This window comes from Novilysobacter viscosus (assembly GCF_046600715.1).
GTDB lineage: Bacteria > Pseudomonadota > Gammaproteobacteria > Xanthomonadales > Xanthomonadaceae > Lysobacter_C > Lysobacter_C viscosus.
The window spans coordinates 123993-147998 of record NZ_JBJMAV010000004.1; the positions used below are offsets into that span (position 1 = coordinate 123993).

The 24006-nt window shown below is 69.4% G+C and carries 27 protein-coding genes; 23 read left to right on the top strand and 4 right to left on the bottom strand.

What is annotated here, in order from left to right; all coding sequences use genetic code 11:
- Window positions 1-15: 15 nt before the first annotated feature.
- The 5 genes from ftsB to ACJQWL_RS08130 all read left to right on the top strand — a co-directional run bounded on the left by ftsB (window position 16) and on the right by ACJQWL_RS08130 (window position 2988).
- A complete protein-coding gene (gene ftsB, locus ACJQWL_RS08110) occupies window positions 16-342 on the top strand; it encodes a cell division protein FtsB (RefSeq protein WP_330968127.1) in 327 nt (108 codons plus the stop codon).
- Window positions 343-1056: a 2-C-methyl-D-erythritol 4-phosphate cytidylyltransferase gene (gene ispD, locus ACJQWL_RS08115; RefSeq protein WP_330968128.1), complete on the top strand. Its 714-nt coding sequence runs from the start codon at window positions 343-345 to the stop codon at window positions 1054-1056.
- 57 nt (window positions 1057-1113) lie between these two features.
- Window positions 1114-1593: a 2-C-methyl-D-erythritol 2,4-cyclodiphosphate synthase gene (gene ispF, locus ACJQWL_RS08120; RefSeq protein ID WP_330968129.1), complete on the top strand. Its 480-nt coding sequence runs from the start codon at window positions 1114-1116 to the stop codon at window positions 1591-1593.
- Window positions 1590-2636: a tRNA pseudouridine(13) synthase TruD gene (gene truD / locus ACJQWL_RS08125; protein ID WP_330968130.1), complete on the top strand. Its 1047-nt coding sequence runs from the start codon at window positions 1590-1592 to the stop codon at window positions 2634-2636. The genes ispF and truD overlap by 4 nt, the downstream gene beginning before the upstream one ends.
- Window positions 2637-2760: 124 nt before the next feature.
- Window positions 2761-2988, top strand: coding sequence for a hypothetical protein (locus ACJQWL_RS08130; protein ID WP_330968131.1), 228 nt, complete (start codon window positions 2761-2763; stop codon window positions 2986-2988).
- Between the two features lie 3 nt (window positions 2989-2991).
- Here ACJQWL_RS08130 and ACJQWL_RS08135 read toward each other — a convergent pair whose 3' ends face one another.
- Window positions 2992-3588 carry a Smr/MutS family protein gene (locus ACJQWL_RS08135; protein ID WP_330968132.1) on the bottom strand — a complete coding sequence of 199 codons (597 nt, stop codon included), beginning with the start codon at window positions 3586-3588 and terminating at the stop codon, window positions 2992-2994.
- 147 nt (window positions 3589-3735) lie between these two features.
- Here ACJQWL_RS08135 and surE point away from each other — a divergent pair, with 147 nt between their 5' ends.
- The 3 genes from surE to ACJQWL_RS08150 all read left to right on the top strand — a co-directional run bounded on the left by surE (window position 3736) and on the right by ACJQWL_RS08150 (window position 6056).
- A complete protein-coding gene (surE, locus tag ACJQWL_RS08140) occupies window positions 3736-4515 on the top strand; it encodes a 5'/3'-nucleotidase SurE (protein ID WP_330968133.1) in 780 nt (259 codons plus the stop codon).
- The gene (locus ACJQWL_RS08145; RefSeq protein ID WP_330968134.1) at window positions 4512-5189 is read left to right on the top strand and encodes a protein-L-isoaspartate(D-aspartate) O-methyltransferase; all 678 of its coding nucleotides are present in this window, start codon (window positions 4512-4514) and stop codon (window positions 5187-5189) included. The genes surE and ACJQWL_RS08145 overlap by 4 nt, the downstream gene beginning before the upstream one ends.
- A gap of 90 nt (window positions 5190-5279) precedes the next feature.
- Window positions 5280-6056 carry a peptidoglycan DD-metalloendopeptidase family protein gene (locus tag ACJQWL_RS08150; RefSeq protein WP_411300848.1) on the top strand — a complete coding sequence of 259 codons (777 nt, stop codon included), beginning with the start codon at window positions 5280-5282 and terminating at the stop codon, window positions 6054-6056.
- Window positions 6057-6093: 37 nt separating this feature from the next.
- On the opposite strand, the gene ACJQWL_RS08155 is transcribed toward ACJQWL_RS08150, so the two are convergent.
- Both ACJQWL_RS08155 and yhbY read right to left on the bottom strand, forming a co-directional pair.
- Window positions 6094-6474: an Mth938-like domain-containing protein gene (locus tag ACJQWL_RS08155; RefSeq protein ID WP_330968784.1), complete on the bottom strand. Its 381-nt coding sequence runs from the start codon at window positions 6472-6474 to the stop codon at window positions 6094-6096.
- 16 nt (window positions 6475-6490) lie between these two features.
- Window positions 6491-6796 carry a ribosome assembly RNA-binding protein YhbY gene (gene yhbY, locus ACJQWL_RS08160; protein ID WP_330968785.1) on the bottom strand — a complete coding sequence of 102 codons (306 nt, stop codon included), beginning with the start codon at window positions 6794-6796 and terminating at the stop codon, window positions 6491-6493.
- 74 nt (window positions 6797-6870) lie between these two features.
- On the opposite strand from yhbY, the gene rlmE reads away from it, so the two are divergent.
- The 11 genes from rlmE (at window position 6871) to ACJQWL_RS08215 (ending at window position 17500) form a co-directional block, all read left to right on the top strand.
- The gene (gene rlmE / locus ACJQWL_RS08165) at window positions 6871-7503 is read left to right on the top strand and encodes a 23S rRNA (uridine(2552)-2'-O)-methyltransferase RlmE (RefSeq protein WP_330968786.1); all 633 of its coding nucleotides are present in this window, start codon (window positions 6871-6873) and stop codon (window positions 7501-7503) included.
- 81 nt (window positions 7504-7584) lie between these two features.
- Entirely contained in the window at window positions 7585-9510 is a 1926-nt protein-coding gene (gene ftsH / locus ACJQWL_RS08170) for an ATP-dependent zinc metalloprotease FtsH (protein ID WP_330968787.1), read from the top strand.
- An 83-nt stretch (window positions 9511-9593) separates the two neighbouring features.
- Window positions 9594-9809, top strand: a complete 216-nt coding sequence (locus ACJQWL_RS08175) for a hypothetical protein (protein ID WP_330968788.1) — start codon at window positions 9594-9596, stop codon at window positions 9807-9809.
- Window positions 9810-9813: 4 nt separating this feature from the next.
- Window positions 9814-10728, top strand: coding sequence for a dihydropteroate synthase (gene folP / locus ACJQWL_RS08180; RefSeq protein WP_330968789.1), 915 nt, complete (start codon window positions 9814-9816; stop codon window positions 10726-10728).
- Between the two features lie 209 nt (window positions 10729-10937).
- Window positions 10938-12446 carry a sodium/proline symporter PutP gene (putP, locus tag ACJQWL_RS08185; RefSeq protein ID WP_330968790.1) on the top strand — a complete coding sequence of 503 codons (1509 nt, stop codon included), beginning with the start codon at window positions 10938-10940 and terminating at the stop codon, window positions 12444-12446.
- 67 nt (window positions 12447-12513) lie between these two features.
- Window positions 12514-13440, top strand: a complete 927-nt coding sequence (miaA, locus tag ACJQWL_RS08190; protein ID WP_330968845.1) for a tRNA (adenosine(37)-N6)-dimethylallyltransferase MiaA — start codon at window positions 12514-12516, stop codon at window positions 13438-13440.
- Between the two features lie 184 nt (window positions 13441-13624).
- Window positions 13625-13906 (top strand): RNA chaperone Hfq, encoded by a 282-nt coding sequence (hfq, locus tag ACJQWL_RS08195; RefSeq protein ID WP_330968791.1) that lies wholly within the window; start codon window positions 13625-13627, stop codon window positions 13904-13906.
- Window positions 13907-13926: 20 nt separating this feature from the next.
- Window positions 13927-15234 carry a ribosome rescue GTPase HflX gene (gene hflX / locus ACJQWL_RS08200; RefSeq protein WP_330968792.1) on the top strand — a complete coding sequence of 436 codons (1308 nt, stop codon included), beginning with the start codon at window positions 13927-13929 and terminating at the stop codon, window positions 15232-15234.
- A gap of 88 nt (window positions 15235-15322) precedes the next feature.
- Complete coding sequence (gene hflK, locus ACJQWL_RS08205) at window positions 15323-16444, top strand: FtsH protease activity modulator HflK (RefSeq protein ID WP_330968793.1); 1122 nt, start codon at window positions 15323-15325, stop codon at window positions 16442-16444.
- Window positions 16441-17304 (top strand): protease modulator HflC, encoded by an 864-nt coding sequence (gene hflC, locus ACJQWL_RS08210; protein WP_330968794.1) that lies wholly within the window; start codon window positions 16441-16443, stop codon window positions 17302-17304. Before hflK ends, hflC begins: the two co-directional genes overlap by 4 nt.
- Window positions 17305-17314: 10 nt before the next feature.
- Window positions 17315-17500 (top strand): DUF2065 domain-containing protein, encoded by a 186-nt coding sequence (locus tag ACJQWL_RS08215; protein ID WP_330968795.1) that lies wholly within the window; start codon window positions 17315-17317, stop codon window positions 17498-17500.
- 124 nt (window positions 17501-17624) lie between these two features.
- Here ACJQWL_RS08215 and ACJQWL_RS08220 read toward each other — a convergent pair whose 3' ends face one another.
- Window positions 17625-19103, bottom strand: a complete 1479-nt coding sequence (locus ACJQWL_RS08220; RefSeq protein ID WP_330968796.1) for an aminotransferase class III-fold pyridoxal phosphate-dependent enzyme — start codon at window positions 19101-19103, stop codon at window positions 17625-17627.
- Between the two features lie 252 nt (window positions 19104-19355).
- Here ACJQWL_RS08220 and queA point away from each other — a divergent pair, with 252 nt between their 5' ends.
- The 4 genes from queA (at window position 19356) to secD (ending at window position 23999) form a co-directional block, all read left to right on the top strand.
- Entirely contained in the window at window positions 19356-20417 is a 1062-nt protein-coding gene (queA, locus tag ACJQWL_RS08225; protein ID WP_330968797.1) for a tRNA preQ1(34) S-adenosylmethionine ribosyltransferase-isomerase QueA, read from the top strand.
- A gap of 70 nt (window positions 20418-20487) precedes the next feature.
- Window positions 20488-21594 carry a tRNA guanosine(34) transglycosylase Tgt gene (gene tgt, locus ACJQWL_RS08230; protein ID WP_330968798.1) on the top strand — a complete coding sequence of 369 codons (1107 nt, stop codon included), beginning with the start codon at window positions 20488-20490 and terminating at the stop codon, window positions 21592-21594.
- Between the two features lie 111 nt (window positions 21595-21705).
- Window positions 21706-22041: a preprotein translocase subunit YajC gene (gene yajC / locus ACJQWL_RS08235; RefSeq protein ID WP_330968799.1), complete on the top strand. Its 336-nt coding sequence runs from the start codon at window positions 21706-21708 to the stop codon at window positions 22039-22041.
- A 59-nt stretch (window positions 22042-22100) separates the two neighbouring features.
- Window positions 22101-23999 (top strand): protein translocase subunit SecD, encoded by a 1899-nt coding sequence (gene secD / locus ACJQWL_RS08240; RefSeq protein WP_330968800.1) that lies wholly within the window; start codon window positions 22101-22103, stop codon window positions 23997-23999.
- Window positions 24000-24006: the final 7 nt, after the last annotated feature.

Genomic DNA, 24006 nt, shown 5'->3' on the forward strand with positions numbered 1-24006 from the left:
GCAGGCACGCCGCCGATGCCCTGGCTGCGGCTGCTGGTGGTGGTGCTGCTGGCGATGCTTGCCTGGTTGCAGTACCACCTGTGGCTGGATCCGGGTGGCCGCCAATCGGTTGCCCGGCTCGAATCGCAGGTGGTGCAGCAGTCGCGTGACAACGGCGGGCTGCAGCAGCGCAACGATGCGCTGCAGGCGGAAGTCGAGGACCTGAAGTCGGGCGAGGCGGCGGTCGAGGAGCGCGCCCGCAGCGAGCTGGGGATGATCAGGCCGGGCGAGACGTTCTGCCGGGTGGTGGAGCCGGCCTCGCCGGTCGCCGCTCCTGCTGTAGGGTCCGAGGACGCGGACTGAGTGGCCGGCCCGACATCCCCTTCGGTGTGGGCGGTGGTGCCGGCGGCGGGCCGCGGCACGCGTTTTGGTGGCGATGTTCCAAAGCAGTACCTCGAGGTTGCCGGCCGGAGCCTGCTCGAACACGCCCTGCATGCCTTGCTGTCGCATCCGCGGGTGGACGGTGCAGTGGTCGCGCTGGCCGCGGACGATGCGCGGTGGCCCGGATGGACCGCCCTGGAGGGCAAGCCGGTACTGCGCTGCGAAGGCGGCTGCGAACGCGCGGATTCGGTACTGGCCGGCCTGCACGCGCTGCCGGTCCCCGTGCCCGCCGATGCGCTGGTACTGGTCCATGACGCGGCGCGGCCGAACCTGGACGCCGCCGACCTTGGCCGACTGATCGATGCTGCTGCCCGCTCCCGGGACGGGGCGCTGCTTGCCGCGCCCGTTCGCGACACCCTGAAGCGGGCCGACAGAGCGGGATTGAGCGAAGCCACCGTGTCGCGCGACTCGCTGTGGCGCGCGATGACGCCCCAGGCCTTCCGACGCGACGCGCTGATGCGGGCGCTGCTGTCCGCCCGCGCAGCCGGTATCGCCGTCACCGATGAAGCGATGGCAGTCGAACGAACGGGGGGGCGGCCGCTGCTGGTCGAGGGGCGCGAGGACAACCTCAAGGTCACCACGCCGGCTGACCTGGGGCTGGTCGGCTACCTGCTGGCGGCGCGCAGCGGGAGTTGACGTCGCTCCTACAATGGCGATGCGGGAATGATCCGCGGCGAGAGGCGAGGGGACTGCATGACAATGCGCATCGGCCAGGGCTTCGACGTCCACGCATTTGCCGACGGCGACCACGTGATGCTGGGTGGCGTGCGCATCCCGCACGAGCGCGGCGTCCAGGCCCACTCCGATGGCGACGTGGTGCTGCACGCGTTGTGCGACGCGATGCTGGGTGCTCTGGCGCTGGGAGATATCGGCCGGCATTTCCCGCCCGCCGACGCGCGCTGGAAGGGTGCGGACAGCCGTGCCTTCGTGCGCCATTGCGACAGCCTGTTGCGCGAGCGCGGCTGGAGGGTGGGCAATGCGGATGTCACCGTGGTCTGCGAGCGCCCGAAGGTCGGTCCGCACGCGCAGGCGATGCGCGAATGCATCGCCGTGGACCTGGGCATCGATGTGGACGCGGTGAGCATCAAGGCCACCACCAGCGAGCAATTGGGCTTCACCGGCCGTGGAGAAGGCATCGCCGCGCAGGCGGTTTGCCTGCTCGTGCGCGCATGAGTGCAGCTGCCGGCGCGATGCCCCGGGCCCATGGCGAGCCCGTAATGGAAGCGCGCATGCGCAGCGTGCCGGAGGACTTCCAGGTGCAGGAGCTGCCGTCGTTCGAACCTTCGGGCAGCGGCGAGCACCTGCTGCTGACGATCGAGAAGCGCGGGATGAACACCGCGTTCGCCGCCAAGCAGCTGGCCGAGTGGGCCGGGGTGGCCGAAATGGCGGTCGGCTATGCGGGCCTGAAGGACCGCCATGCGCTGACGGTCCAGCGCTTCAGCGTGCACCTGCCGCGGCGCGTGGCGCCCGACCTGGCGCTCCTGCAGCGCGATGACGGCCTGCGCGTACTCGAACACCACTGGCATTCTCGCAAGCTGCCGCGAGGCGCGCTGGCGGGCAACCGCTTCGCCCTGGTGCTGCGGGACGTGGTGGGCGACCCGGAGGCCATCGACCAGCGGCTGGATCGCATCGTGCAGGCCGGCGTACCCAACTACTTCGGAGAGCAGCGCTTCGGCCGCGAAGGCGACAATGTCGCACAGGCACTGTCGATGTTCGCCGGTCGCCGCGTGAGGCGTGAGCAGCGCGGCATCCTGATGTCGGCAGCGCGGTCGGCGTTGTTCAACCGGGTGCTGGCGACCCGCGCGCAGCGCGGCGACTGGTGCCGCGCGCTGCCCGGCGAAGTGTGGATGCTGGACGGCACCCGCAGCGTGTTCGGTCCGCAGCCGCTGGACGCAACACTGCAAGAACGCCTGCAGCAGATGGACATCCACCCTACCGGACCGCTTTGGGGGAGAGGGGCGCTGCGGAGCGTGGACGAGGTCGCCGAGGTCGAGCGCGCCGCACTGTCGGACCCGGAGTCACTCGCGCTGCGAGGCGGCCTGGAACGCGCCGGCCTGTCGCAGGAGCGCCGTGCCCTGAGGGTGCGGCCGGTCCAGCTCTCGTGGGCGCGGCCCACGCCCGACTCGCTGGCAGTGTCCTTCAGCCTGCCTGCGGGCAGCTATGCCACCGCGGTGCTTGCAGAACTGGGCGGGGTCTCGGCCAGCGCGCCGTTCTGACGACCGTCTGTCGGCCGCACCCCGCGCGGGCACGGTCGACGTCGCCAGAGGGCGTATAAGCCGAAGTGGGCCCGGCAGCGGCCGGGCCGACCGGTGCGTTAGCACCGATTCGGAGGATGCCGTCATGAATGCGAAGTTGCGCGCTGCAACGCTGTCGCTATCGGTGGTGATGCTTTCGGCCTGCACGACGATGGATGAACGCTCCACCGCCATACCGGCGGCCGGGCCGATGACCGAGGAAGAACGCTACATCGCCTACGTCGAGCGGGTCGCGCGAATCCGGGGAATCGAAGTGGTATGGGTGAACAAACCCGAGGCCACGCGGAGTCTCGTCGCCAGCTCGGACGAGTGACCGTCAGCGCCGCCTCGGCGCCAGCAATACCAGCACGGCCCCGGTTCCGCCCTGCGCGGGCGGTGCCGAATGGAACGCCAGCACGTCGGCGCGCTGGCGCAGCACGCGGTCGACCACGTTCTTGACCACGGGCAGCCCGGGCCCGCCGAACGGGGCTTCGGCGTGCACGCCCTTGCCGTGGATGATGCGCACGCACCCCAGCCCGTCGCGCTGGGCCTGGGCGATGAATGTCCTCAGGACGCGCTCGGCCTCAACCGCACCCGCGCCGTGAAGGTCGAGCTCGTCCTGGGCCGCTATCTCGCCGCGCTTGAGCCGTTTGAACACCGGAACGGGCACGGCTTCGCGGCGGTGGGACAGCGCATCACCCGCGGCCAGCACGTCGGCCGCAGGCATGCGGCGCAGCGTGCGCACCGCTTCGATCTCGTCCAGTTCGGCCATCCGGGCGCGTGGCTTTGGCGGCGGAGGCGCGGGTGCGCGGTCGCTCGCCTGCAGGGGGCGCACGGGGCCTACGGCACTGCGGAACAGGTCGCCCGGGTCGGTCGCGGCGGAAGCGTCGCCGGGGTCCGATGGAGGTGTTGGCGGGCGGTCGCGCTTGGCCATGCCTTCAGCCTATCGTGAGTCGGTCGAAGGCGCAGGCGGCGGGCGTCGGCGGGGCATCGGCTATCATGGCCCGATCAACGCCGCGGTCCACCGGAAGCAAGGCCGGCGGCACGCCGACGCGCCGGAACGGGTGGTTCAAGGGAGTCCATGCAAGTTCTCGTAAGCAACGATGACGGGGTCGACGCGCCCGGCATCCGCGCGCTGGCCGATGGCCTGCGCTCGGCCGGCCACGCGGTGCTGGTGGTCGCGCCCGACCGGGACCGTTCCGGGGCCAGCAATTCGCTCACCCTGGACATGCCGATCCGGGTGGTGCAGCAGGACGAGGCATGCTGGCGCGTGTACGGTACGCCCACCGACTGCGTCCACGTGGCGATCACCGGCATGCTGCGCGAGGAGCCCGACATCGTGGTGTCGGGCATCAACAACACCGCCAACCTGGGTGACGACGTCATCTACTCCGGCACGGTCGCGGCGGCGATGGAAGGCCGTTTCCTGGGGCTGCCATCGGTAGCGGTATCGCTGGTCACCGACGACCACGTCGGGCACCACTACGAGACGGCGGCGCGCGCGGCGGTGGAAATCATCGCCCGGCTGCGCAGCGACCCGCTGCCCGCCGACACCATGCTCAACGTCAACGTGCCCGACCGCCCCTGGGACCGGATTGCCGGATTCGAGGTCACCCGCCTGGGTAACCGCCACCGCGCCGAGGACTGCATCCCGCAAAAGGACCCGCGTGGCCGCCAATGGTGGTGGATCGGTGCCGCAGGCCCTGAACAGGACGCCGGTCCGGGCACCGACTTCCATGCCGTGCGCACCGGCCACATTTCGATCACCCCGATCCAGGTGGACCTCACGCGCTACCAGGCGCTGGAGCAGGTGGCCAGCTGGGTCGATGGGCTCAAGCAGTCGCTGGAGCGTGGATCATGAGCTTGCGCATGCGACTGCAGCCCGAAGCGATCGGGTCGGGCATGACCTCGCAGCGCGTGCGCGACCGGCTGGTAGACCGCTTGCGCGAAAACGGCATTGCCGACGAGCGCGTACTCAACGCGATCCGCACGGTGCCGCGCCACCTGTTCGTCGACGAAGCGCTGGCGACCCGGGCCTATGAGGACACCGCGCTGCCCATCGGACATGGCCAGACCATCTCCCAGCCCTGGGTGGTGGCCAAGATGACCGAGGCGCTGCTGCAGGTGGCGCCGGCGCGGGTGTTGGAGATCGGCACCGGCTCCGGCTACCAGGCCGCGGTGCTCGCCGCGCTCGGCCTGGAAGTGCATACCGTGGAGCGCATCGGCGAGCTGCTGCGCACGGCGCGCAAGCGCTTCAGGCAGCTGGGGATGAACGTGCGCAGCAAGCACGACGACGGCCGCATCGGCTGGCCCGAGAACGGTCCGTTCGACGCCATCCTGGTCACTGCCGGGGCGCCGGCCGTGGTCGAGGCGCTCACCGCGCAGCTTGCACCCGGTGGCCGCCTGATCGCCCCGGTGGGTGGCGCGGCCTCGCAGGTCCTGTTGCAGATCGACCGCACCGGCGATGGCCGCTTCGAGCAGCGCGAGCTGGCGCCGGTCGTGTTCGTGCCGCTTCGGTCGGGCCTGGTGGATTGAACGTCGTGTTGAACCCGCGTTCACCCGTGGCTTGGGCAAGATGATGGGCCCGTCTTCGCCCCTCCCCGTTTTGGAACTCCCTGTCGAATGATGCTTGCCACCCTGCGTTTCCAGCCCCTCGCGTATGCCTGCCTGATCACCGTGGCGACCCTGTTGGGTGCGTGTTCCAGCAGCGTGGTTCGCGAGAGTGGTGGGCCGGTGGCGCGCTCCACGCCCAAGCCCGGTGCCACGGCGGTGGTGCAGCGTGGCGACACGCTATACCGCATCGCGACAGCCAATGGCATCAGTGCGCGCGACCTGGCGGCATGGAACTCAATCCCCGCGCCCTACACCATCTACCCGGGCCAGCGCCTGCGCCTGTATCCGCAGGCGGGTGGTCGCACGGCGGCATCGCGTCCGCCGGCGCCGCGCAGCAATTCGCGACCGGCCGCCGCCCCGTCGCGACGCCCGGCAGCCGCCCCTCCCGTCGCGTCCCCAGCCGCGCCCATGGCCAGCGGCGTGGCCTGGCGCTGGCCGGCCGACGGGGAGCTGATCGGCCGCTTCGTGGCCGGCGAGCCCACCAAGCAGGGCATCGACATCGCGGGCCCGGGCGGTTCGCCGGTGCGTGCCGCGGGCGACGGCGTGGTGGTGTATTCGGGGTCGGGACTGGTCGGCTACGGCGAGCTGATCATCATCAAGCACAACGAACAGTGGCTGTCGGCGTATGGCCACAACCGCAACCGCATGGTCAACGAAGGCGCGGTGGTCAAGGCCGGCCAGCAGATCGCCGAGCTGGGCCGTAGCGGCGCGCCACGCGAGATGCTCCACTTCGAGGTCCGGCACAACGGCAAGCCGGTCGACCCGCTGCGCTACCTGCCTCGCCGCTGAGGCCGGGCTGCCGGGTGGTACCGGCACGCGCCCCCGGCTACGTCCCGGGATCGAGCATGAACCCCGCAACGACCCGTCGACCTTCCCCTGCCAGGACGGTGTAGGTGCGAGCGGCCGCATCGTTGGCCATGACCTCCACGCCGACGCCGCGGCGCAGGCACACGGCCAGCACCGCGGCGGGCGGGAACACCTGGCGGCCACCCGTGCCAAGCACCACGACTTCGGGTTGCAGCTCCAGCAACGGCAGGAGGTCTGCCGGTTCAAGCGCTGCGGGCGAGGCGACGGGCCAGTCGGCCAGCAGCGTGCCGGGGGCGATCACGAAGCTCGAGGTCAGTCGGCGGTCGTTCACCAGCGCCGAGCGGCCATCGGCGCCGCGGAGGACGTAGGCGTGCCCGGCGGGCTCCAGGTGCAGCTGCATGTTCTTGGGCCGTGTACTACGCGCGCGGCAGCACGATCTGCCGGCGGTCGCGGCTCTGGCGGTACATGACCGCGGTGTGGCCGATGCGTTGCACCAGGACCGCTCCGGTCCGTTCGACCAGGTCGCCGACCATCACGTCGCGGGCCTCGCGGTCTTCGGCGGCAATCTTCACCTTGACCAGCTCGTGGTGCTCGAGCGCACCGTCCAGTTCGGAGACCAGCGCATCGGTGATGCCCTTGCCGCCGACCTGGAGCATCGCCTTGAGCCCGTGTGCCTGGCCGCGCAGGAAGCGGGTCTGGGCGGCGGTAAGCGAAGTCGGCATCGGGGCACGCGGTCGGGCTGGAATGGGCACGCAGGGTATCATGGCGGCCCCCCGTTCCCGCCCCTCCACAGCCCATGGCCACCCGCAGCAAGAGCAGCCAGCGCTGGCTCAAGGAGCATTTCTCCGACCCCTTCGTGAAGCGCGCCCAGGCCGAAGGCCTGAGGTCGCGCGCCGCCTACAAGCTGGAGGAGCTGGTGGAGCGGGACCGGTTGCTGCGTCCGGGGATGGTCGTGGTGGACCTGGGAGCCGCCCCCGGGGGCTGGTCGCAATGGGTACGCAAGGCGCTTGGGGAGCGGGGCCGGGTCGTGGCCCTGGACATCCTCGACATGCCGACCCTGGCCGGGGTGGAATTCCTGCAGGGCGATTTCCGGGAGGGCGCGGTCCTGACCCAGCTCGAGGCGATGCTGGAGGGCGCGCCGGTAGACCTTGTGCTGTCGGATATGGCCCCCAATAAGAGCGGAGTGGACGCGGTCGACATGCCCCGGGCGATGTACCTCGCCGAGTTGGCCATGGATTTCGCAGACCGGCACCTCAAGGTGGGAGGCGACCTGCTGATCAAGCTGTTCCAGGGCGTGGGCTTTGACGACTACGTGAAGGAGCTGCGCCGGCGCTATGAGAAGGTCTCGATCCGCAAGCCGGCGGCCTCTCGCAAGCGGTCTCCAGAGGTATACGCGTTGGCACAGGGCAGGCGTTCGCAAATTAAGTAAGGTGCGGCAATGGACGCCGCTCCCCCGGCGCGATGGCGCGCCATCGGTAACCTGGCCCGGTCGGGCCACAGGCAGGAATGAATGAACGACTTGGCCAAGAATCTGCTGTTGTGGGTCGTCGTGGCGGTGGTGCTGATGCTGGTGTTCCAGGCATTCGGACCGCGCACGGCGGGCACTGCCGCGTCCAGTGAAGTGACTTACTCGCAGTTCCTCAACGACGTGGAAGCCGGGCAGGTCAAGTCGGTCGAATACACCGAAAAGAGTGGGCTGTCGGGCAACGCACTCAAGTTCGTGCGCGCCGACGGCACCACCGGCACAACCAATGGCCCCCCCGATGACGCACTGGTCAACGTGCTCGTGCGCGAGAACGTGGAAATCACCCGCGTACCGCCCGACACCGGCCCGTCCTTGCTGTACATCCTCATCAACGTACTGCCGTGGGTGCTGATCATCGGTGTGTGGATCTATTTCATGCGCCAGATGCAGCAGGGCGGCAGCAAGGGCGCGATGAGCTTCGGCAAGTCGCGCGCCAAGATGCAGGGCGAGAGCGAGGTCAAGGTGACCCTGGCCGACGTGGCCGGCTGCGACGAGGCCAAGGAAGAGGTCGGTGAGCTGGTGGAGTTCCTGCGCGACCCGAGCCGGTTCCAGAAGCTGGGCGGCAAGATCCCGCGCGGCGTGTTGATGGTCGGTCCGCCGGGCACCGGCAAGACCCTGCTGGCGCGAGCCATCGCGGGCGAGGCGAAAGTGCCGTTCTTCAGCATCTCGGGTTCGGACTTCGTGGAAATGTTCGTCGGCGTCGGCGCCAGCCGCGTGCGCGACATGTTCGACCAGGCCAAGAAGCACGCGCCGTGCATCATCTTCATCGACGAGATCGACGCCGTCGGCCGTCACCGTGGCGCCGGCCTGGGCGGCGGCCACGACGAGCGCGAGCAGACCCTCAACCAGCTGCTCGTTGAAATGGACGGCTTCGAGGGCGGCGAGGGCGTGATCGTCATCGCCGCGACCAACCGCCCCGACGTGCTGGATCCGGCGCTGCTGCGCCCGGGCCGGTTCGATCGCCAGGTCACCGTCGGCCTGCCCGACGTCAAGGGTCGCGAGCAGATCCTGCGCGTGCACATGCGCAAAGTCCCGCTGGCAGACGACGTCGAGCCGATGACCATCGCCCGTGGCACGCCCGGCTTCAGCGGCGCCGACCTGGCCAACCTGGTCAACGAGGCCGCGCTGTTCGCCGCCCGCGGCAACGGCAAGGAGGTGCGCATGGAGCACTTCGACAAGGCGCGCGACAAGATCATGATGGGCACCGAGAACCGCTCGATGGCCATGAGCGAAGAGGAAAAGCGCAACACCGCTTTCCACGAGGCCGGACACGCCATCGTCGGCCGCCTGGTGCCCGACCACGACCCGGTCTACAAGGTCACGATCATCCCGCGCGGCCGCGCGCTGGGCGTGACCATGTACCTGCCCGAGGGTGATCGCTACAGCTACAACAAGGTCAACATCGAAAGCCGCCTGTGCTCGCTGTACGGCGGGCGCGTGGCCGAGGAGCTGATCTTCGGCGCCGACATGGTCACCACCGGCGCGAGCAACGACATCGAGCGTGCGACCAAGATGGCCCGCAACATGGTCACCAAGTGGGGCCTGTCGGAGCTCGGCCCGGTGACCTACGGAGAAGAAGAGGACGAGGTGTTCCTCGGTCGTTCGGTCACCCAGCACAAGAACGTATCCGACGAGACCGCCCGGCGCATCGACGAGGTCGTCCGCAGCATCCTGGACAACGCCTATGCGACCACCACGCGCATCCTCAAGGCCAACCTCGACAAGCTGCACATGATGGCCGAAGCCCTGCTCCTGTACGAAACCATCGACGCCAAGCAGATCGACGCGATCATGGAGGGGCGCAAGCCCGATCCGCCGGCCGATTGGGTGCAGACCCAGGCGGGCAAGTCGCCGCCGCCGGATGACGCCGATACCCCCGGTACGATCGGAGGTCCCGCGGCGCAGACGTGAGGGTTCGCGGTGTCGCGCGCTTGCCGCATTGATTGGAAAAGGCCAGAGTCCGCTCTGGCCTTTTGCATGGGTGCCGGTGGCCCGTGAAGACTCCACATCCGCGTACGCGCTCGATCACCGCCCCGATCCGCCGCCTGCTGCTCATGGCATTGGCCGCTGTGGTGCTGTTGCCGGCGCTGGGCATGGCGCTGGGGCAGCCGCGTGGCTATGCGTCGGCGGGCATAGTGCTGGCGGCGGTGTGGTTGCTGATGGCAGCGGTCGGCTTGCTGCGCCAGCGCAGGGGCCGCCGCAGTGAGTGACGGAATGTTCGATACGGCCAGGACGCTCGATTGCAACGGCCGGATCCTGCGCCTGGACCGTTGCCGGGTGATGGGCATCGTCAACGTCACGCCGGATTCCTTCTCGGACGGAGGCGCGCATTCGACCGCCGACGCGGCGGTAGCGCATGCGCTGCGGCTGGTGGAGGAGGGCGCGGACATCCTGGATGTCGGGGGCGAGTCCACGCGCCCGGGTGCGGATGCCGTGTCACTTGAAGAAGAACTGCAGCGCGTGCTGCCGGTGATCGAACGCCTCGCGCGGCAGGCGACGGTTCCGGTGAGCATCGATACCAGCAAGCCCGAGGTGATGCGGGCCGCAGTGGCGGCCGGCGCCGGCATGGTCAACGACGTACGGGCATTGTCGGAGCCCGGCGCGATGGAGGCGGTGTCCACGCTGGGCGTGCCGGTCGTACTGATGCACATGAAGGGTGACCCGCGAACGATGCAGGACGGCCCCGTGTACGAGGACGTGGTCGGCGAAGTGCACCGCTTCCTCGCCGAGCGCATCTTCGCCGCCGAGATGGCGGGTATCGACAAGAAGCGCATCGTCATCGATCCGGGATTCGGATTCGGCAAGACCCTCGACCAGAACCTTGCGCTGCTGGCGCAACTGGGGCACTTCGCCGGACTGGGCGTGCCCGTGCTGGCGGGCCTCTCGCGCAAGCGGCTGATCGGCGAGCTGACCGGACGCGACGTCCCCACCCAGCGTGTCCACGGTTCGGTGGCCGCACACCTGGCGGCCGCGCAGCGTGGCGCGAGCCTTCTCCGGGTCCACGATGTCGCCGCCACCGTCGATGCGCTCAAGGTGTGGGAGGCCGTCGCCGCGGTGCTCCTGCCGAGGGAGGCAGTGCAGGGCGGGCAGGGGCCGACGCACGCAATCCGCTGGCCCGATGACGACTGAGCGCGGCTTGCCGAACCCATCGCGGTGCCCGCCGCGGATCACGTTGGACACTTTCTCGCCAGCCTGATGCCCGGCTCGTGGAAAGCGCCTCGCAGGCACTTGTCCACAGCTTGGCTGGCCCGGTTGTCCACAGCCGCTGTGCATAAGCGGGTGGGGTTGCGCTCCGGCGCACGCTAAGCTGCCGGCCGGATTCAAAGGGGGGAGCCCGCATGACCGCAAGCACGCCATTGATCGTGACGTTCCTGCTGTACCTGCTTGCGATGGTCGCAATCGGGTTCGTGGCGTGGCGATCGACCAAGAGCTTCGACGATTACATCCTCGGCGGACGCAGCCTGGGCCCCGGCGTGACCGCGCTGTCGGCGGGCGCGTCGGATATGAGTGGCTGGCTGCTGATGGGCCTGCCGGGTGCGATGTACCTGGGCGGCGTGTCGGAGGCCTGGATCGCCATCGGGCTGGTGGCAGGTGCCTGGGCCAACTGGAAGTACGTCGCCGGACCGTTGCGCGTCTACACCGAGCGCAGCGACAACGCGCTGACGCTGCCGGATTTCTTCACCAGCCGCTTCGACGACACCGGTCGCACGCTGCGGATGCTTTCGGCAGTGGTGATCCTGCTGTTCTTCGCGGTGTACTGCGCATCGGGCATCGTCGCGGGCGGCCGGCTTTTCGAGAGCGTGTTCGGCATGCCGTACGCGCAGGCCATCTGGTGGGGCGCGGCGGTGACCATCCTCTACACCCTGGTCGGCGGCTTCCTCGCGGTGAGCTGGACCGACACCGCGCAGGGCGTGCTGATGCTGTTCGCGCTGCTGCTGACCCCCATCCTGCTGATCGTGGCCACGGGGGGGTTCGACACCACGCTGGCGGCGATCCGCGCCGACGCCCCGGCCCGGCTGGACTGGTTCCGCGGCGGCGACCTGGGCCTGGTCGGCATCGTTTCGTTGATCGCCTGGGGGCTCGGCTACTTCGGCCAGCCGCACATCCTTGCGCGCTTCATGGCCGCCGATGGCGTGCACACCATCCCCGCCGCGCGTCGCATCGGCATGACCTGGATGATCCTGTGCCTGGCCGGCTCGCTGACGGTCGGCTTCCTGGGCATCGGCTACTTCGCCATGAACCCGCAAGCGGCAGGGCCGGTGGCGGCCAACCCCGAGCGCGTGTTCATTTCCGTGGTCGAGCTGCTCTTCAACCCGTGGGTGGCCGGCGTCATCCTGTCGGCGATCCTGGCTGCGGTCATGAGTACGCTGTCCAGCCAGTTGCTGGTGTGTTCCAGCGTGCTGTCGGAGGACTTCTACCGTGGATTCCTGCGCAAGCACGCCAGCCAGACCGAACTGGTGTGGGTCGGTCGCGCCAGCGTGCTGCTGGTGTCGCTGGTCGCGCTGTGGCTGGCGCGCGACCCCGACAGCCGGGTGCTGGGGCTGGTGTCGTATGCCTGGGCCGGCTTCGGCGCCGCCTTTGGACCGGTGGTGATTCTGGCGCTGTTCTGGCAGCGCATGACACGCAACGGTGCGCTCGCGGGCATGGTCGTGGGCGCCGCCACCGTCATCCTCTGGAAGCAGGTGGCGGTCGGGATGTACGGAAGCGGGCTGTACGAGATCGTGCCGGGCTTCGTGGCCGCAACCGTCGCCATCGTGGTGGTGAGCCGGCTGGACCGCGAACCCCCGGCGCACATCCAGGCGGTTCACCAGCAGGTACGCGCCTCGCTGGGTGAAACCGGGCACTGATCGCGCCGTCCCCGCGAAGGCCCTGACGGTGAAATCGAGCGACCCGCGCCCCGTCGCGATTGCCCTCATGGGCCCCACCGCGTCGGGCAAGACGGCACTGTCATTGGAATGGGCAGCGGCGCTCGATGCCGAGATCGTCAGCGTCGATTCGGCGCTGGTATACCGCGGCATGGACATCGGCGCGGCCAAGCCCTCGCTGCAGGAGCGCGCGGGCATTGCGCACCATATGCTGGACCTGCGGGATCCCTGGCAGCCGTACTCGGCCGCCGACTACGCCGCCGATGCACGCGCCGCGATGGACGCGATTGCCGCGCGCGGTCGGATGCCGTTGCTGGTGGGCGGCACCGGGTTGTACTTCAAGGCGCTGCTGGAAGGGTTGTCGGACATGCCGGCAGCAGACGCCGAGGTGAGGCAGGCCCTGTCGGCACGCGCGGCCACGTCCGGCTGGTCGTCGCTGCATGGCGAGCTGGCGCGCATCGACCCGGTCGCGGCCGCGCGGATCCATGCCACCGACGCGCAGCGGATCCAGCGTGCGCTGGAGGTCCATCGAATCAGTGGACGGACGCTGACCGAGTGGCAGGGCCAGCGCCCCGCGCGGCGGCGCTTTCCCTTCCGCGTGCTCAAGCTGGTGCTGGCGCCGGGCGATCGCAGCGAGCTGCACCGGCGCATCGAACTCCGCTTCGACGCCATGCTTCGCGACGGTTTCCTGGAGGAGGTCGTCGCGTTGCGCGCCCACCCCCAGGTGCACGCGCACCCGTCCCCGATGGAGCTGCCCGCACTGCGTGCCGTCGGCTACCGGCAGGCACTCGAACACCTCGACGGGATGTGCGACGCCGCCACGTTCCGCGAGCGTGGCATCCACGCCACCCGTCAGCTGGCAAAGCGCCAGTTGACCTGGCTGCGCGGCCAGCGCGATGCACGCTGGTTCGATCCCGCGACCGACGGGGCGGGCCTGGCAACCGCGCGCCGACTGTTCGTGCCCGCTTCCGGCTGAGCCCATTCAGCCGCGGGTGGCGACCCGGTCGCGGAACGCTCGTGCCGGTGCGCGTCGAACGCCCGCGGTGCGCTACCATCGGTGCGTCGCCTGCGCCGGGGAGCGTCGCAGGCGATACCGCACTTGCCGCGTGGCCCGGTCGCTGCCACCGCACATAACTAGAACCATGCAGGGGAAACGTTAGATGTCCAAGGGGCAATCTTTGCAGGACCCGTTCCTGAATGCGCTGCGTCGCGAACGCGTACCGGTCTCGGTCTACCTGGTCAACGGCATCAAGCTGCAGGGCACGATCGAGTCGTTCGACCAGTTCGTGGTGCTGTTGCGCAACACCGTCAGCCAGATGGTCTACAAGCACGCCATTTCCACCGTGGTGCCGGCGCGGAACGTGCGCGTCGGGCCGGGCGGTGGTTACGTGCAATCGGGCGAGGGCGAGGGTGGCGATACCGGCTCCGATGAAGCCGAATGACATGCAGGTGAGGCCGGCGCGTGTTCTTTGAGCGATCCCGCAAGGGCGAAAACGCGCTGCTGATCCAGCCCCACGCAGGCGGGCCGGCCGACGAGGGCCTGCTCGAGGAGTTCGCGGAGCTCGCGCGTTCGGCCGGGGCGACGGTCGCAGGCGTGCTCAGCGCGCGCATAGACCGGCCCAACGCCGCGACCCTGATCGGCAAGGGCAAGCTCGAAGAGCTCAAGGCGGCGGCCGATGCCACGGGTGCCGACCTGATCCTGGTCAACCACGCGCTCACGCCCACCCAGGAACGCAACCTGGAGCGCGCGTTGCAGCGCCGGGTCGTCGACCGCACCGGCCTGATCCTCGATATCTTCGCCCAGCGGGCGCAGAGCCACGAGGGCAAGCTGCAGGTCGAGCTGGCGCAGCTGCGCCACATGTCGACCCGGCTGGTCCGCGGCTGGACCCACCTGGAGCGCCAGCGCGGCGGTTCCATCGGCCTGCGCGGTCCCGGCGAGACCCAGCTCGAGCTGGATCGCCGGATGCTGCAGCAGCGGCTGGAGTCGCTGCAGCGCAGGCTCGACAAGGTGCAGGTACAGCGCACCCAGATGCGCCGGGCGCGGCTGCGCAGCGAATTGCCCCGGGTTGCGCTGGTGGGCTACACCAATGCCGGCAAGTCGACCCTGTTCAACGCGATGACCGGTGCGGAGGCTTATGCCGCCGACCAGTTGTTCGCCACGCTGGACCCCACCGTGCGCCGCATCGACCTGCCCGGCGGCGGCGCGGTGCTGGCCGACACGGTCGGCTTCGTGCGCGACCTGCCGCACGCGCTGGTCGCGGCGTTCCGGTCCACGTTGTCGGAGGCCCGCGACGCCGACCTGCTGATCCACGTCGTGGATGCGGCCGACCCGTTGCGCGACGAACGCGTGGCACAGGTGGACGAGGTCCTGCTGGAGATCGGCGCGGCCGACCTGCCGCAGGTGCTGGTCTTCAACAAGATCGACCGGTTGGATGGCGGGAAGCCGCGGCTGGACCGTCCGGCCGAAGGCCCCCCGCGGGTCTGGCTGTCGGCCCGCGACGGCGTGGGGCTGGAGCTGCTTCGCGAAGCGATCGGCGAAGTGCTCGGCCTGCAGCGGATCCAGGGCTGGATCACCCTTCCGTCGCGCGCCGGCCGGCTTCGCGCGCGGCTGCACGAGTTGGGCGTGGTGCGCGAGGAGCGGCCCGGCAATGACGGCTGGGAGGTGCTCATCGACCTGGCACGGGCTGATGCACAGCGCCTGGCGGTCCAGGGCGACGGCGATGCGTTGCAGGCCTTGCTGGATGCCCAGCTGCCGCCCGACCTTGCTTGAGGCGGCCGGGGCCCCCACCTAGAATCAGCGGACGCCCCGTACCGTACCCGGTACCTGCGCGCACCTCGTCGTCCCATATGGAGCAGGCATGGCCTGGAATACCCCTGGCAGCAACCCATCCGGCGGAAGCCGGCCCCCCCGGCGCACTCCGGGCGGCAATGGCCTGGACGCCGTGCTCGACCAGTTGCGGGGCCTGTTCGGCGGCGGCGACGGCAACAACGGTACCGGCATCGCCCGCTGGGTCCTGCTCATCGGTGGCCTGTGGCTGGTGTTCAACTGCTTCGTGCTGATCGCCGAACAGCAGCGCGGTGTCGTCCAGCGCTTCGGCCAGGTCGCGCGGATCATGCAGCCCGGACCCAACGTCAAGTGGCCGTGGCCGATCGAGCGGGTCACCAAGGTCAACGCGACCCAGGTCCAGACCTACAGCCAGAACGTGCCGGTGCTGACCAGTGACGAGAACATCGTCCACGTCGAGATGAACGTGCAGTACCAGGTCAGCGATGCGCAGCTGTACCTGTTCGGCACCCGCGATGCCGACCAGGTCCTGGTGCAGGCGGCGTTGAGCACCATGCGCGAGCAGGTCGGCCGGTCCACCCTGGACACCGTTCTGGGCGCGCGCGACGCGTTGGCGGTGTCGGCGCGCGACCAGCTCCAGGCCTCGCTCGATGCCTACCGAACCGGCCTGCGGGTGACCGAGCTGAACCTGCCCAACGCGCGTCCCCCCGAGCAGGTCAAGCCGGCGTTCGACGACGTCAACAGTGCGCAGCAGAACAAGGACCGGGTGATCAGCGAGGCACGGGCATACGCCGCGCGCATCGTGCCGGAAGCCCGCGGCGAGGCGGCGCGGATCCGTGCCGCTTCGACCGGTTACCAGGAGGCCAAGGTCGCGCGCGCCGAGGGTGACGCGGCGCGCTTCTCGCTGCTGGTCGACGCCTACCAGAATGCCCCGGAAGTGACCCGCAAGCGTCTCTGGCTGGAAACCGTCCAGGGCGTACTGGCCGGCAACCGCAAGGTGGTGGGGGGCGATTCACGGCAGCTGATCTACGTGCCGATGCCGACCGACGGATCGTCGGGGGGCGCAGCTGACCGCGGCACCCGCCAGCCCGCGCTGGACCCGGAACTGCTGCTGCCGTCGGAGACGACCGGTACCAACACAACGCGCGGGGAACGCGCGGCGCGTCCCACCGGCCGTGAGGAGACGACCCGATGAAGGCTTCTGTCTGGATCGCCGGCGTGGTGATCGTGCTGTTCACGCTGCTCGGCTCGGTGTTCGTGGTCGGCGAGGGCAAGACCGCGCTGGTCGTCAACCTCGGCCGCGTCGTGCGCGCCGACCTCGAACCGGGCCTCCATTTCAAGTGGCCGATGGTGGAGACCGCGCGCATCTTCGACCGGCGCCTGCAGGTGCTCGACGCCGAGCCCGAGCGCTACCTGACCTCCGAGCGCAAGGACGTGAGCGTGGACTTCTTCGCCCTCGGCCGCATCGCCGATGCGCGTACGTTCTTCCGCGCCACCGGTGGCGACGAGGAGATCGCCGTGCAGCGCCTGGCGCCGATCATCAAGGACTCGCTTCGCAACGAGATCAACGCACGGACCCTGCAGCAGGTGGTCTCGGGCGACCGTTCCGACATCATTGGCGGCCAGCTCGAGGCGATCAACGTCGGCGCGGCCACGCTGGGCATCGACATCGTCGACCTGCGCATCAAGCAGATCGACCTGCCGACCGACAGCGAGGTCATCACCCAGGTCTACGAGCGCATGAGCGCGCAGCGCCGCCAGGTCGCCAGCCGGCTCCGGGCCGAAGGCGAGGAGCAGGCGCGCAGCATCCGCGCCGATGCCGACCGCGACCAGGTGGTGATCCTGGCCGAAGCCGAGCGCGATGCGCAGCGCCTGCGCGGCCAGGGCGACGCCGACGCGGCGCGCATCTATGGCGATGCCGCCAACCGGGATCCGGCGTTCTACACGTTCCAGCGCAGCCTGGAGGCCTACCGTGCCTCGTTCAACGACGGCAACAGCGTGATCGTGCTGGACCAGGACGACCCGTTCCTGCAGTACATGCGCAGCGACCGCTGACCCGGTCGCCATGAGCGAGCTTGTCGCGGCCCTGTGCCTGGTCGCCGTTCTGGAAGGGCTGTTCCTGTTCGCCGCACCGCGGGGCTGGAAGCAGGCGGTGGCCCACCTGCAGGCGCTGCCGGACCGCCAGCTGCGCCTGCTGGGGGGGCTGGTGGCCGCTGCCGGCGTGCTGTCGCTGTGGCTGGCGCGCGGTTGACGACAATGGTGCGGAACACCTGTTCCGGCGAGGGGACGCGGCGGCCCGTGCCGCGGAGCTGATGCGGGAGGCATGAAAAAGGCCGGGCAATCGCCCGGCCTTCTGTTTGGCGGAAGCGCGGGGGTCAGGCGGCGGCTGCCTGCTCCGCGCGCGGGCCTTCGCGCAGGGCGCGGCCGACCATGCCGACCAGCAGGTCGACCTCCTCGCTGGTGATGGTGAAGGTCGGGGTGAAGCGCAGCGAGTTGACGCCGCCGTGGATCACGCCGATGCCGCGCTCGCGCAGCCACTCCTCGGTGGAACCGGCGCCGAAGCACTTGAACTGAGGGCTCAGCTCGCAGGAGAACAGCAGGCCGGTGCCCTGCACCTTGGTGATGTGGCCGCCCAGTTCCGCCTTGAGTGCCTCCAGCTTCTCCAGCGCCTCCAGGCCGCGGTCGCGGATGTTCTCGCGCAGCTGCGGGGTCACCTTGGCCAGGACTTCGCAGGCGGTATCCAGCGCGCGCGGATTGGACGTCATCGTGTTCCCGTACAGGCCCTTGCGGTAGATGCCGGCGGTACGTTCGTTGACCGCCAGTACGCTGAGCGGGTACTGGCCGGCGTTGAGGGCCTTGGAGTAGGTCTCCATGTCGGGTGCCTCCACGCCCTCGAAGCCGGGGTAGTCGACGATCGACAGCACGCCTTGGGCACGCAGCCCGGCCTGGATGGAGTCGACCAGCAGCAGCGAGCCGTGTTCGCGGGTCAGTTTGCGCGCGGCCGTGTAGAACTCCACCGGCACGCCGCGACCCGGGTCGCCTTCGCCCATCACCGGCTCCAGGAACATCGCTTCGATGAACCAGCCGTGTGCCTTTGCTTCGTCGAACGCCTGTTCCAGCGCGGCGACGTCGTAGGGTTCGATCGCGATCACCGAGGACTCGCCGCGGTAGCTCGCCAGGTGCTGCAGGTAGGTCTTGCGAGTGGAATCCGAATACAGCGCGGGACGGTCGGTGCGGCCATGGAAGCTGCCCTTGACCACCAGCCGCTTGATCGTGCGCCCGTTTCCGTCCGTCATCGCCTTGGCATTGGCATCGGCGATGCGGGCGGCGAGGGTGACCGACTCGGAACCCGAGTTCAGGCAGAAGAACTTGGCATACGGGCAGTCGCGGCCCAGCCCGATGGCCTCGCGCAGCACGCGTCCGAAGCGCAGCTGCGACAGGCTCGGGGTCATGATGTTGGCCATCGCCTGCGGCTTGGCCATGGCATCGAGCACCGCCTGCGGCGCGTGGCCGAAGCCGAGCATCCCGTAGCCGCCCGAGTCATGCAGCACCGCGCCCTTCAGAGTGATGATCCACGGCCCGCGCGCGGTCAGCGCCACGTACGGGTTGACGCCGTCGTCGGGGTAGAAGTTGACGAAACCGGCCTGCACGGCGTGGACCTGGGCATCCTCGTCGAGATCCAGCAGCTCGGAGAACTCGCCCCGGATGCGGGTGTATTCCGCCGCAGCGGCGTCGACTGCGGCCTTGAGGTCGGCATTGTCGGCGAAGCGGGCGAGGGTGGCGTCGTCCAGGCCGATGGTGCGGCGCGCGCCGCCGTGGGCGCGCAGCGGGGCGAGGGTGTCGAGCAGGGGCATGGAATCCTCCAGGGGCCGGAACGAAAAAACGCGAGGGAGCCCTCGCGCTTGAATGGGGTCAATCAAAACAACAACTTGCGGCCAATTTTAGCATCCGGGCCGGGGCGGCGTAACCCCCTGCACCCACCCGCCCGCCCAGGCATCCACCCAGTCATCCGCGTGGCCGGGCGTTAGAACCGCCAGTTTGGCGTGGCGCCACGGCGCGGTCGATAATGCCGGCCCGCTGCTGGCCCCTGGCGCCAAGCCATCGCCTTGAAGAAGTCCGACTTCCACTACGACCTGCCGCCCGGGCTGATCGCGCAGGCGCCACTTGCCTCGCGTTCGGCCAGTCGGCTGCTGGTCGTGCCGCCGGCGCCGGCACCCTATGCCGATGCGTCGTTCGGCGACCTGCCCGGCCTGCTGTCGCCGGGCGACCTGCTGGTATTCAACGACACCCGTGTCATCCCGGCGCGCCTGTTCGGGCAGAAGTCGACCGGCGGCCGCGTGGAGATCCTGATCGAGCGCCTGCTGGGAGGTGACGAGGCGCGCGCGCAACTGGGCGTGAGCAAGTCGCCCAGGCCCGGCGCCCGCATCGAACTGGACGCCGGGGGCCAGGCCGAGGTGCTCGGCCGCGATGGCGAGTTCTACCGGTTGCGCTTCAACGTCGCGGCGCCATTGGAGTCCTGGCTGCTGGACGCCGGCCGGCTGCCGCTGCCGCCCTACATCCAGCGCGAGCCCGGCCGCGACGACATCGAGCGCTACCAGACGGTATTCGCACGCGAAGTGGGCGCGGTGGCGGCACCCACGGCCGGCCTGCATTTCGACGATGCCCTGCTGGCGGCGCTGCGCGACAGGGGCATCGACATCGGCCACGTCACTCTTCACGTGGGTGCGGGCACGTTCCAGCCCGTGCGTGTGGAACAGCTGGACCGCCACGTGATGCACAGCGAGTGGCTCAACGTCGGCGCCGGGCTGGTGGAGCAGGTCCGCCGCACGCGTGCCGCCGGCGGACGGGTGATCGGCGTCGGCACCACCGTGGTGCGGGCGCTGGAGTCGGCCATGCGGGACACGCCCGGCGGCGGGCGCGATCTGCAACCGTTCGCGGGCGAGACCCGGCTGTTCATCCTGCCCGGCTACCGCATCACCGCCGTCGACGCGCTGGTCACCAACTTCCACCTGCCCGAGAGCACCCTGCTGATGATGATCTCCGCCTTCGCCGGCAAGGACCGGGTGTTCGACGCCTACCGGCATGCTATCGAGCAGCGCTACCGGTTCTTCTCGTATGGCGATGCGATGCTGCTATGGCCCCGGCGCGACGGGGAGGGGGGGGCGTGATTGCGGGCCCTCTCCCGGCCGCGCTGCGAATCGTGCCGCAATGCCGAGCGCCTTTCCGGGGACGTCCCGCATGAGCCGCATGGACTTCCAGCTGCTGGGCACCGACGGCGGCGCCCGCCGCGGCCGGCTGACCTTTCCGCGGGGCGCGGTCGAAACACCGGCCTTCATGCCGGTGGGCACCTACGGGTCGGTCAAGGGGGTGTTTCCGCAGGACATCCGCGCTCTGGGTGCGCAGATGATCCTGGGCAACACCTTCCACCTGTACCTGCGCCCCGGGCTGGAGGTGATCGGCGAGCACGGTGGCCTGCACGGTTTCACCCGCTGGGACGGGCCGATCCTTACCGATTCGGGCGGTTTCCAGGTGTTCTCGCTGGCGCACAAGCGCAAGATCACCGAGGCGGGCGTGACCTTTGCAGCCCCCACCGACGGCAGCAAGGTGTTCCTGGGGCCCGAGGAGAGCATGCAGATCCAGAAGGTGCTCGACTCGGACGTGGTGATGATCTTCGACGAGTGCACCCCGTACCCGGCCACCGAAGAGGTCGCAGCCGCGTCGATGGAGCTGAGCCTGCGCTGGGCGGAACGCTCGAAGAGGGCGCACGAGGGCAACGACGCGGCGCTGTTCGGCATCGTGCAGGGCGGCGTGCACCGGGACCTGCGCAGCCGTTCGGCGGCGGCGCTGCGCGACATCGGCTTCGACGGTTACGCCATCGGTGGGCTGGCGGTGGGGGAACCCGAGCACGAACGCAACGCGATGCTCGACCACACCGCGCCGCAGCTGCCGCAGGACCGCCCGCGCTACCTGATGGGCGTGGGTCGGCCGGAGGACCTGGTGGAGTCGGTCGCGCGCGGGGTCGACATGTTCGACTGCGTGATGCCGACCCGCAACGGCCGCAACGGGCACCTGTTCACCTCGACCGGCACGGTGCGCATCCGCAACGCGAAGTACGAGCACGACCTGCGTCCGATCGAGGAAGGGTGCGACTGCCGGGCATGCGCCGGCGGCTTCAGCCGCGCCTACCTGCGGCACCTGGACCGGTGCAACGAAATGCTCGGGCCGATGCTGGGCACGCTGCACAACCTGCGCTACTACCAGCGCCTCATGGCGCAGATGCGCGACGCGATCGAACGTGGCGCATTCGCTGCGTTCCGGGAGGCCTTCCACGCCGCGAGGGCGTAAGCCGGGGGCCGGGATCGGAAGGTCAGGGCGGCCCCGGGGCTCCGCAGCAGGGTGCGGTGGCGGAGGCGTGGCATAATCCCCGGCTATTTTCAGATCCGCCAAGGCCCAGACATGAACCTGCTCGACCTCGTGATCGCCCCCGCCCACGCCGCCGCCCAGCCGGCCGCGCCCGGCTTCGGCATGTCGCTGCTGTTCCCGATCCTGCTGATCGCGATCATGTATTTCCTGATGATCCGCCCGCAGATGAAGCGCGCCAAGGAACACAAGGCGATGCTGGAGAAGCTTTCTCGCGGCGACGAGGTCATCACCAACGGTGGCATCGCGGGCACGGTCACCGACCTCGGCGACAGCTTCATCACCGTGGAGATCGCCGACAACGTGCGCATCCGCGTGCAGAAGGGCGCGATCGCCAACGTCCTGCCCAAGGGCACCTTGAAGTCGGCCTGAACGCCGCCACCCTCTAGGCTCGTTTCCGGCGGCCACCCGGCCGCCGCGGGGTCCATTCGATGCTGACTTACGCACGCTGGCAGTACATCGTCATCCTGATCGTCCTGGTGTTTGGCGGCCTGTATGCGCTGCCCAACGTGTTCCCGCAGGATCCCTCCGTGCAGGTCACCGCCAACCGGGGATCGGTGGTGGACGAGGGGCTGCGGTCCCGGATCCAGTCCGAACTCGGCGCCGCCGGGGTGTCGTTCAAGTCGGTGGACATCGACAACGGCAACCTGCTGGTACGGCTGCCCAACCCGGACATGCAGGTCAAGGCGGCCGACACCCTGCGCCCCGAGCTGGGCAACGACTACGTCGTCGCGCTCAACGTGGCGTCCACCGTGCCCGACTGGCTGGATGCGATCGGCGCCGCGCCGATGGTCCTTGGCCTGGACCTGCAGGGCGGCGTGCACTTCACCATGCAGGTGGACCAGGCGGCGGCCCTGGACAAGCGGCTTGACGTCATGGCCGAGGACATCCGGGTACTGCTGCGCGAAAACCGGGTGCGCTACCAGTCGGTCGAACGTCGCGCCGACGGCGCCATCCTGGCAACGCTGCCCAACGCCCAGGACGCCGAAAGCGCACGCAAGCTGGTGATGGAGAGCCTCGGGCAGGCCTCGCCGGGCATGATGGCCGGCCAGTCCAGCCTGGACGCGCAGGTGGAGGGCAGTACCGTGGTGGTGCGCATGTCGGAGGCCGAACTCGGCCGCCTGACCGCCGACGCCATCGAACAGAACGTCGGCACGCTGCGCAACCGCGTCAATGCGCTGGGCGTGTCCGAACCGATCATCCAGCGCCAGGGCGACGACCGCATCGTGGTGCAGTTGCCCGGCGTGCAGGACACCGCGCAGGCCAAGCGCATCATCGGCGCGACCGCGACCCTGGAGTACCGCGCCGCGCTTGAAGGCAATGCCTACGACGCGGTCGCGACCGGCATCGTGCCGCCCGAAGCCCGCGTCTACTACCGGCGTGACGTGGGGCCGGACGGCAAGCCGATCCCGGTGTTGCTCAGCCGCCGCGTGATCACCACCGGCGACCAGCTGGTGGGTGCGACGTCCGGACTGGACCCGCAGTCGGGCACCCCGTCGGTATCGGTGCGGTTGAATGCGGCCGGCGGGCAACGCATGTTCGACTTCACCAGCCAGAACGTCGGCAAGCCGATGGCGGTGGTGTTCATCGAGCGCCTTCCCGAGGTGCGGATGGTGGACGGCAAGGAAGTACGCACGACCCGGATCAACGAAGAGGTGATCTCGGTCGCCAACATCAACGGGGTGTTCGGCCGCGACTTCCAGACCACCGGCCTGGACAGCATGCAGGAGGCGGCCGACCTGGCGCTGCTGCTGCGCTCGGGTTCGCTGGCCGCGCCGATGGACTTCATCGAAGAGCGCGTGGTCGGCCCCAGCCTGGGCGCGGAGAACGTCGAGCGCGGTCTGAAGGCGATCGTCTTCTCGTTCGCCTTCACCCTGGTGTTCTTCGTCGTCTACTACCGCATGTTCGGCGTGATCACCTGCCTTGCGTTGATCATCAACCTGGTGATGGTGGTCGCGGTGATGTCGATGTTCGGCGCCACGCTCACCTTGCCGGGCCTGGCGGGCATCGCGCTGACCGTGGGCCTGTCGGTGGATGCCAACGTGCTGATCAACGAACGAATACGCGAGGAGTTGAGGGCGGGCCTCCCGGCCAAGGCGGCGATCGCTGCGGGTTACGAGAAGGCCTCCGGTTCGATCGTGGACGCCAACATCACCGCGATCCTGGCCGGCCTTGCGCTGTTCGCTTTCGGTACCGGCCCGGTCAAGGGCTTCGCGGTGGCACTGGTGGTGGGCATCCTGACCTCCATGTACACCGCGGTTTCGGCCTCGCGCGGCATCGCCACGCTGATCTACGGTGGCCGCCGCAAGCTCAAGTCAATCGCGATCTGACGGGGAC

What these genes read in the sequence shown, in the direction of transcription:
- ftsB (WP_330968127.1), top strand. Translation starts at nt 16, where the DNA reads ATGCCCTGGCTGCGGCTGCTGGTGGTGGTGCTGCTGGCGATGCTTGCC.
- ispF (WP_330968129.1), top strand. Translation starts at nt 1,114, where the DNA reads ATGACAATGCGCATCGGCCAGGGCTTCGACGTCCACGCATTTGCCGAC.
- truD (WP_330968130.1), top strand. Translation starts at nt 1,590, where the DNA reads ATGAGTGCAGCTGCCGGCGCGATGCCCCGGGCCCATGGCGAGCCCGTA.
- ACJQWL_RS08130 (WP_330968131.1), top strand. Translation starts at nt 2,761, where the DNA reads ATGAATGCGAAGTTGCGCGCTGCAACGCTGTCGCTATCGGTGGTGATG.
- ACJQWL_RS08135 (WP_330968132.1), bottom strand. Translation starts at nt 3,588, where the DNA reads ATGGCCAAGCGCGACCGCCCGCCAACACCTCCATCGGACCCCGGCGAC.
- surE (WP_330968133.1), top strand. Translation starts at nt 3,736, where the DNA reads ATGCAAGTTCTCGTAAGCAACGATGACGGGGTCGACGCGCCCGGCATC.
- ACJQWL_RS08145 (WP_330968134.1), top strand. Translation starts at nt 4,512, where the DNA reads ATGAGCTTGCGCATGCGACTGCAGCCCGAAGCGATCGGGTCGGGCATG.
- ACJQWL_RS08150 (WP_411300848.1), top strand. Translation starts at nt 5,280, where the DNA reads ATGCTTGCCACCCTGCGTTTCCAGCCCCTCGCGTATGCCTGCCTGATC.
- ACJQWL_RS08155 (WP_330968784.1), bottom strand. Translation starts at nt 6,474, where the DNA reads ATGCAGCTGCACCTGGAGCCCGCCGGGCACGCCTACGTCCTCCGCGGC.
- yhbY (WP_330968785.1), bottom strand. Translation starts at nt 6,796, where the DNA reads ATGCCGACTTCGCTTACCGCCGCCCAGACCCGCTTCCTGCGCGGCCAG.
- rlmE (WP_330968786.1), top strand. Translation starts at nt 6,871, where the DNA reads ATGGCCACCCGCAGCAAGAGCAGCCAGCGCTGGCTCAAGGAGCATTTC.
- ftsH (WP_330968787.1), top strand. Translation starts at nt 7,585, where the DNA reads ATGAACGACTTGGCCAAGAATCTGCTGTTGTGGGTCGTCGTGGCGGTG.
- folP (WP_330968789.1), top strand. Translation starts at nt 9,814, where the DNA reads ATGTTCGATACGGCCAGGACGCTCGATTGCAACGGCCGGATCCTGCGC.
- putP (WP_330968790.1), top strand. Translation starts at nt 10,938, where the DNA reads ATGACCGCAAGCACGCCATTGATCGTGACGTTCCTGCTGTACCTGCTT.
- miaA (WP_330968845.1), top strand. Translation starts at nt 12,514, where the DNA reads ATGGGCCCCACCGCGTCGGGCAAGACGGCACTGTCATTGGAATGGGCA.
- hfq (WP_330968791.1), top strand. Translation starts at nt 13,625, where the DNA reads ATGTCCAAGGGGCAATCTTTGCAGGACCCGTTCCTGAATGCGCTGCGT.
- hflK (WP_330968793.1), top strand. Translation starts at nt 15,323, where the DNA reads ATGGCCTGGAATACCCCTGGCAGCAACCCATCCGGCGGAAGCCGGCCC.
- hflC (WP_330968794.1), top strand. Translation starts at nt 16,441, where the DNA reads ATGAAGGCTTCTGTCTGGATCGCCGGCGTGGTGATCGTGCTGTTCACG.
- ACJQWL_RS08215 (WP_330968795.1), top strand. Translation starts at nt 17,315, where the DNA reads ATGAGCGAGCTTGTCGCGGCCCTGTGCCTGGTCGCCGTTCTGGAAGGG.
- ACJQWL_RS08220 (WP_330968796.1), bottom strand. Translation starts at nt 19,103, where the DNA reads ATGCCCCTGCTCGACACCCTCGCCCCGCTGCGCGCCCACGGCGGCGCG.
- tgt (WP_330968798.1), top strand. Translation starts at nt 20,488, where the DNA reads ATGAGCCGCATGGACTTCCAGCTGCTGGGCACCGACGGCGGCGCCCGC.
- yajC (WP_330968799.1), top strand. Translation starts at nt 21,706, where the DNA reads ATGAACCTGCTCGACCTCGTGATCGCCCCCGCCCACGCCGCCGCCCAG.
- secD (WP_330968800.1), top strand. Translation starts at nt 22,101, where the DNA reads ATGCTGACTTACGCACGCTGGCAGTACATCGTCATCCTGATCGTCCTG.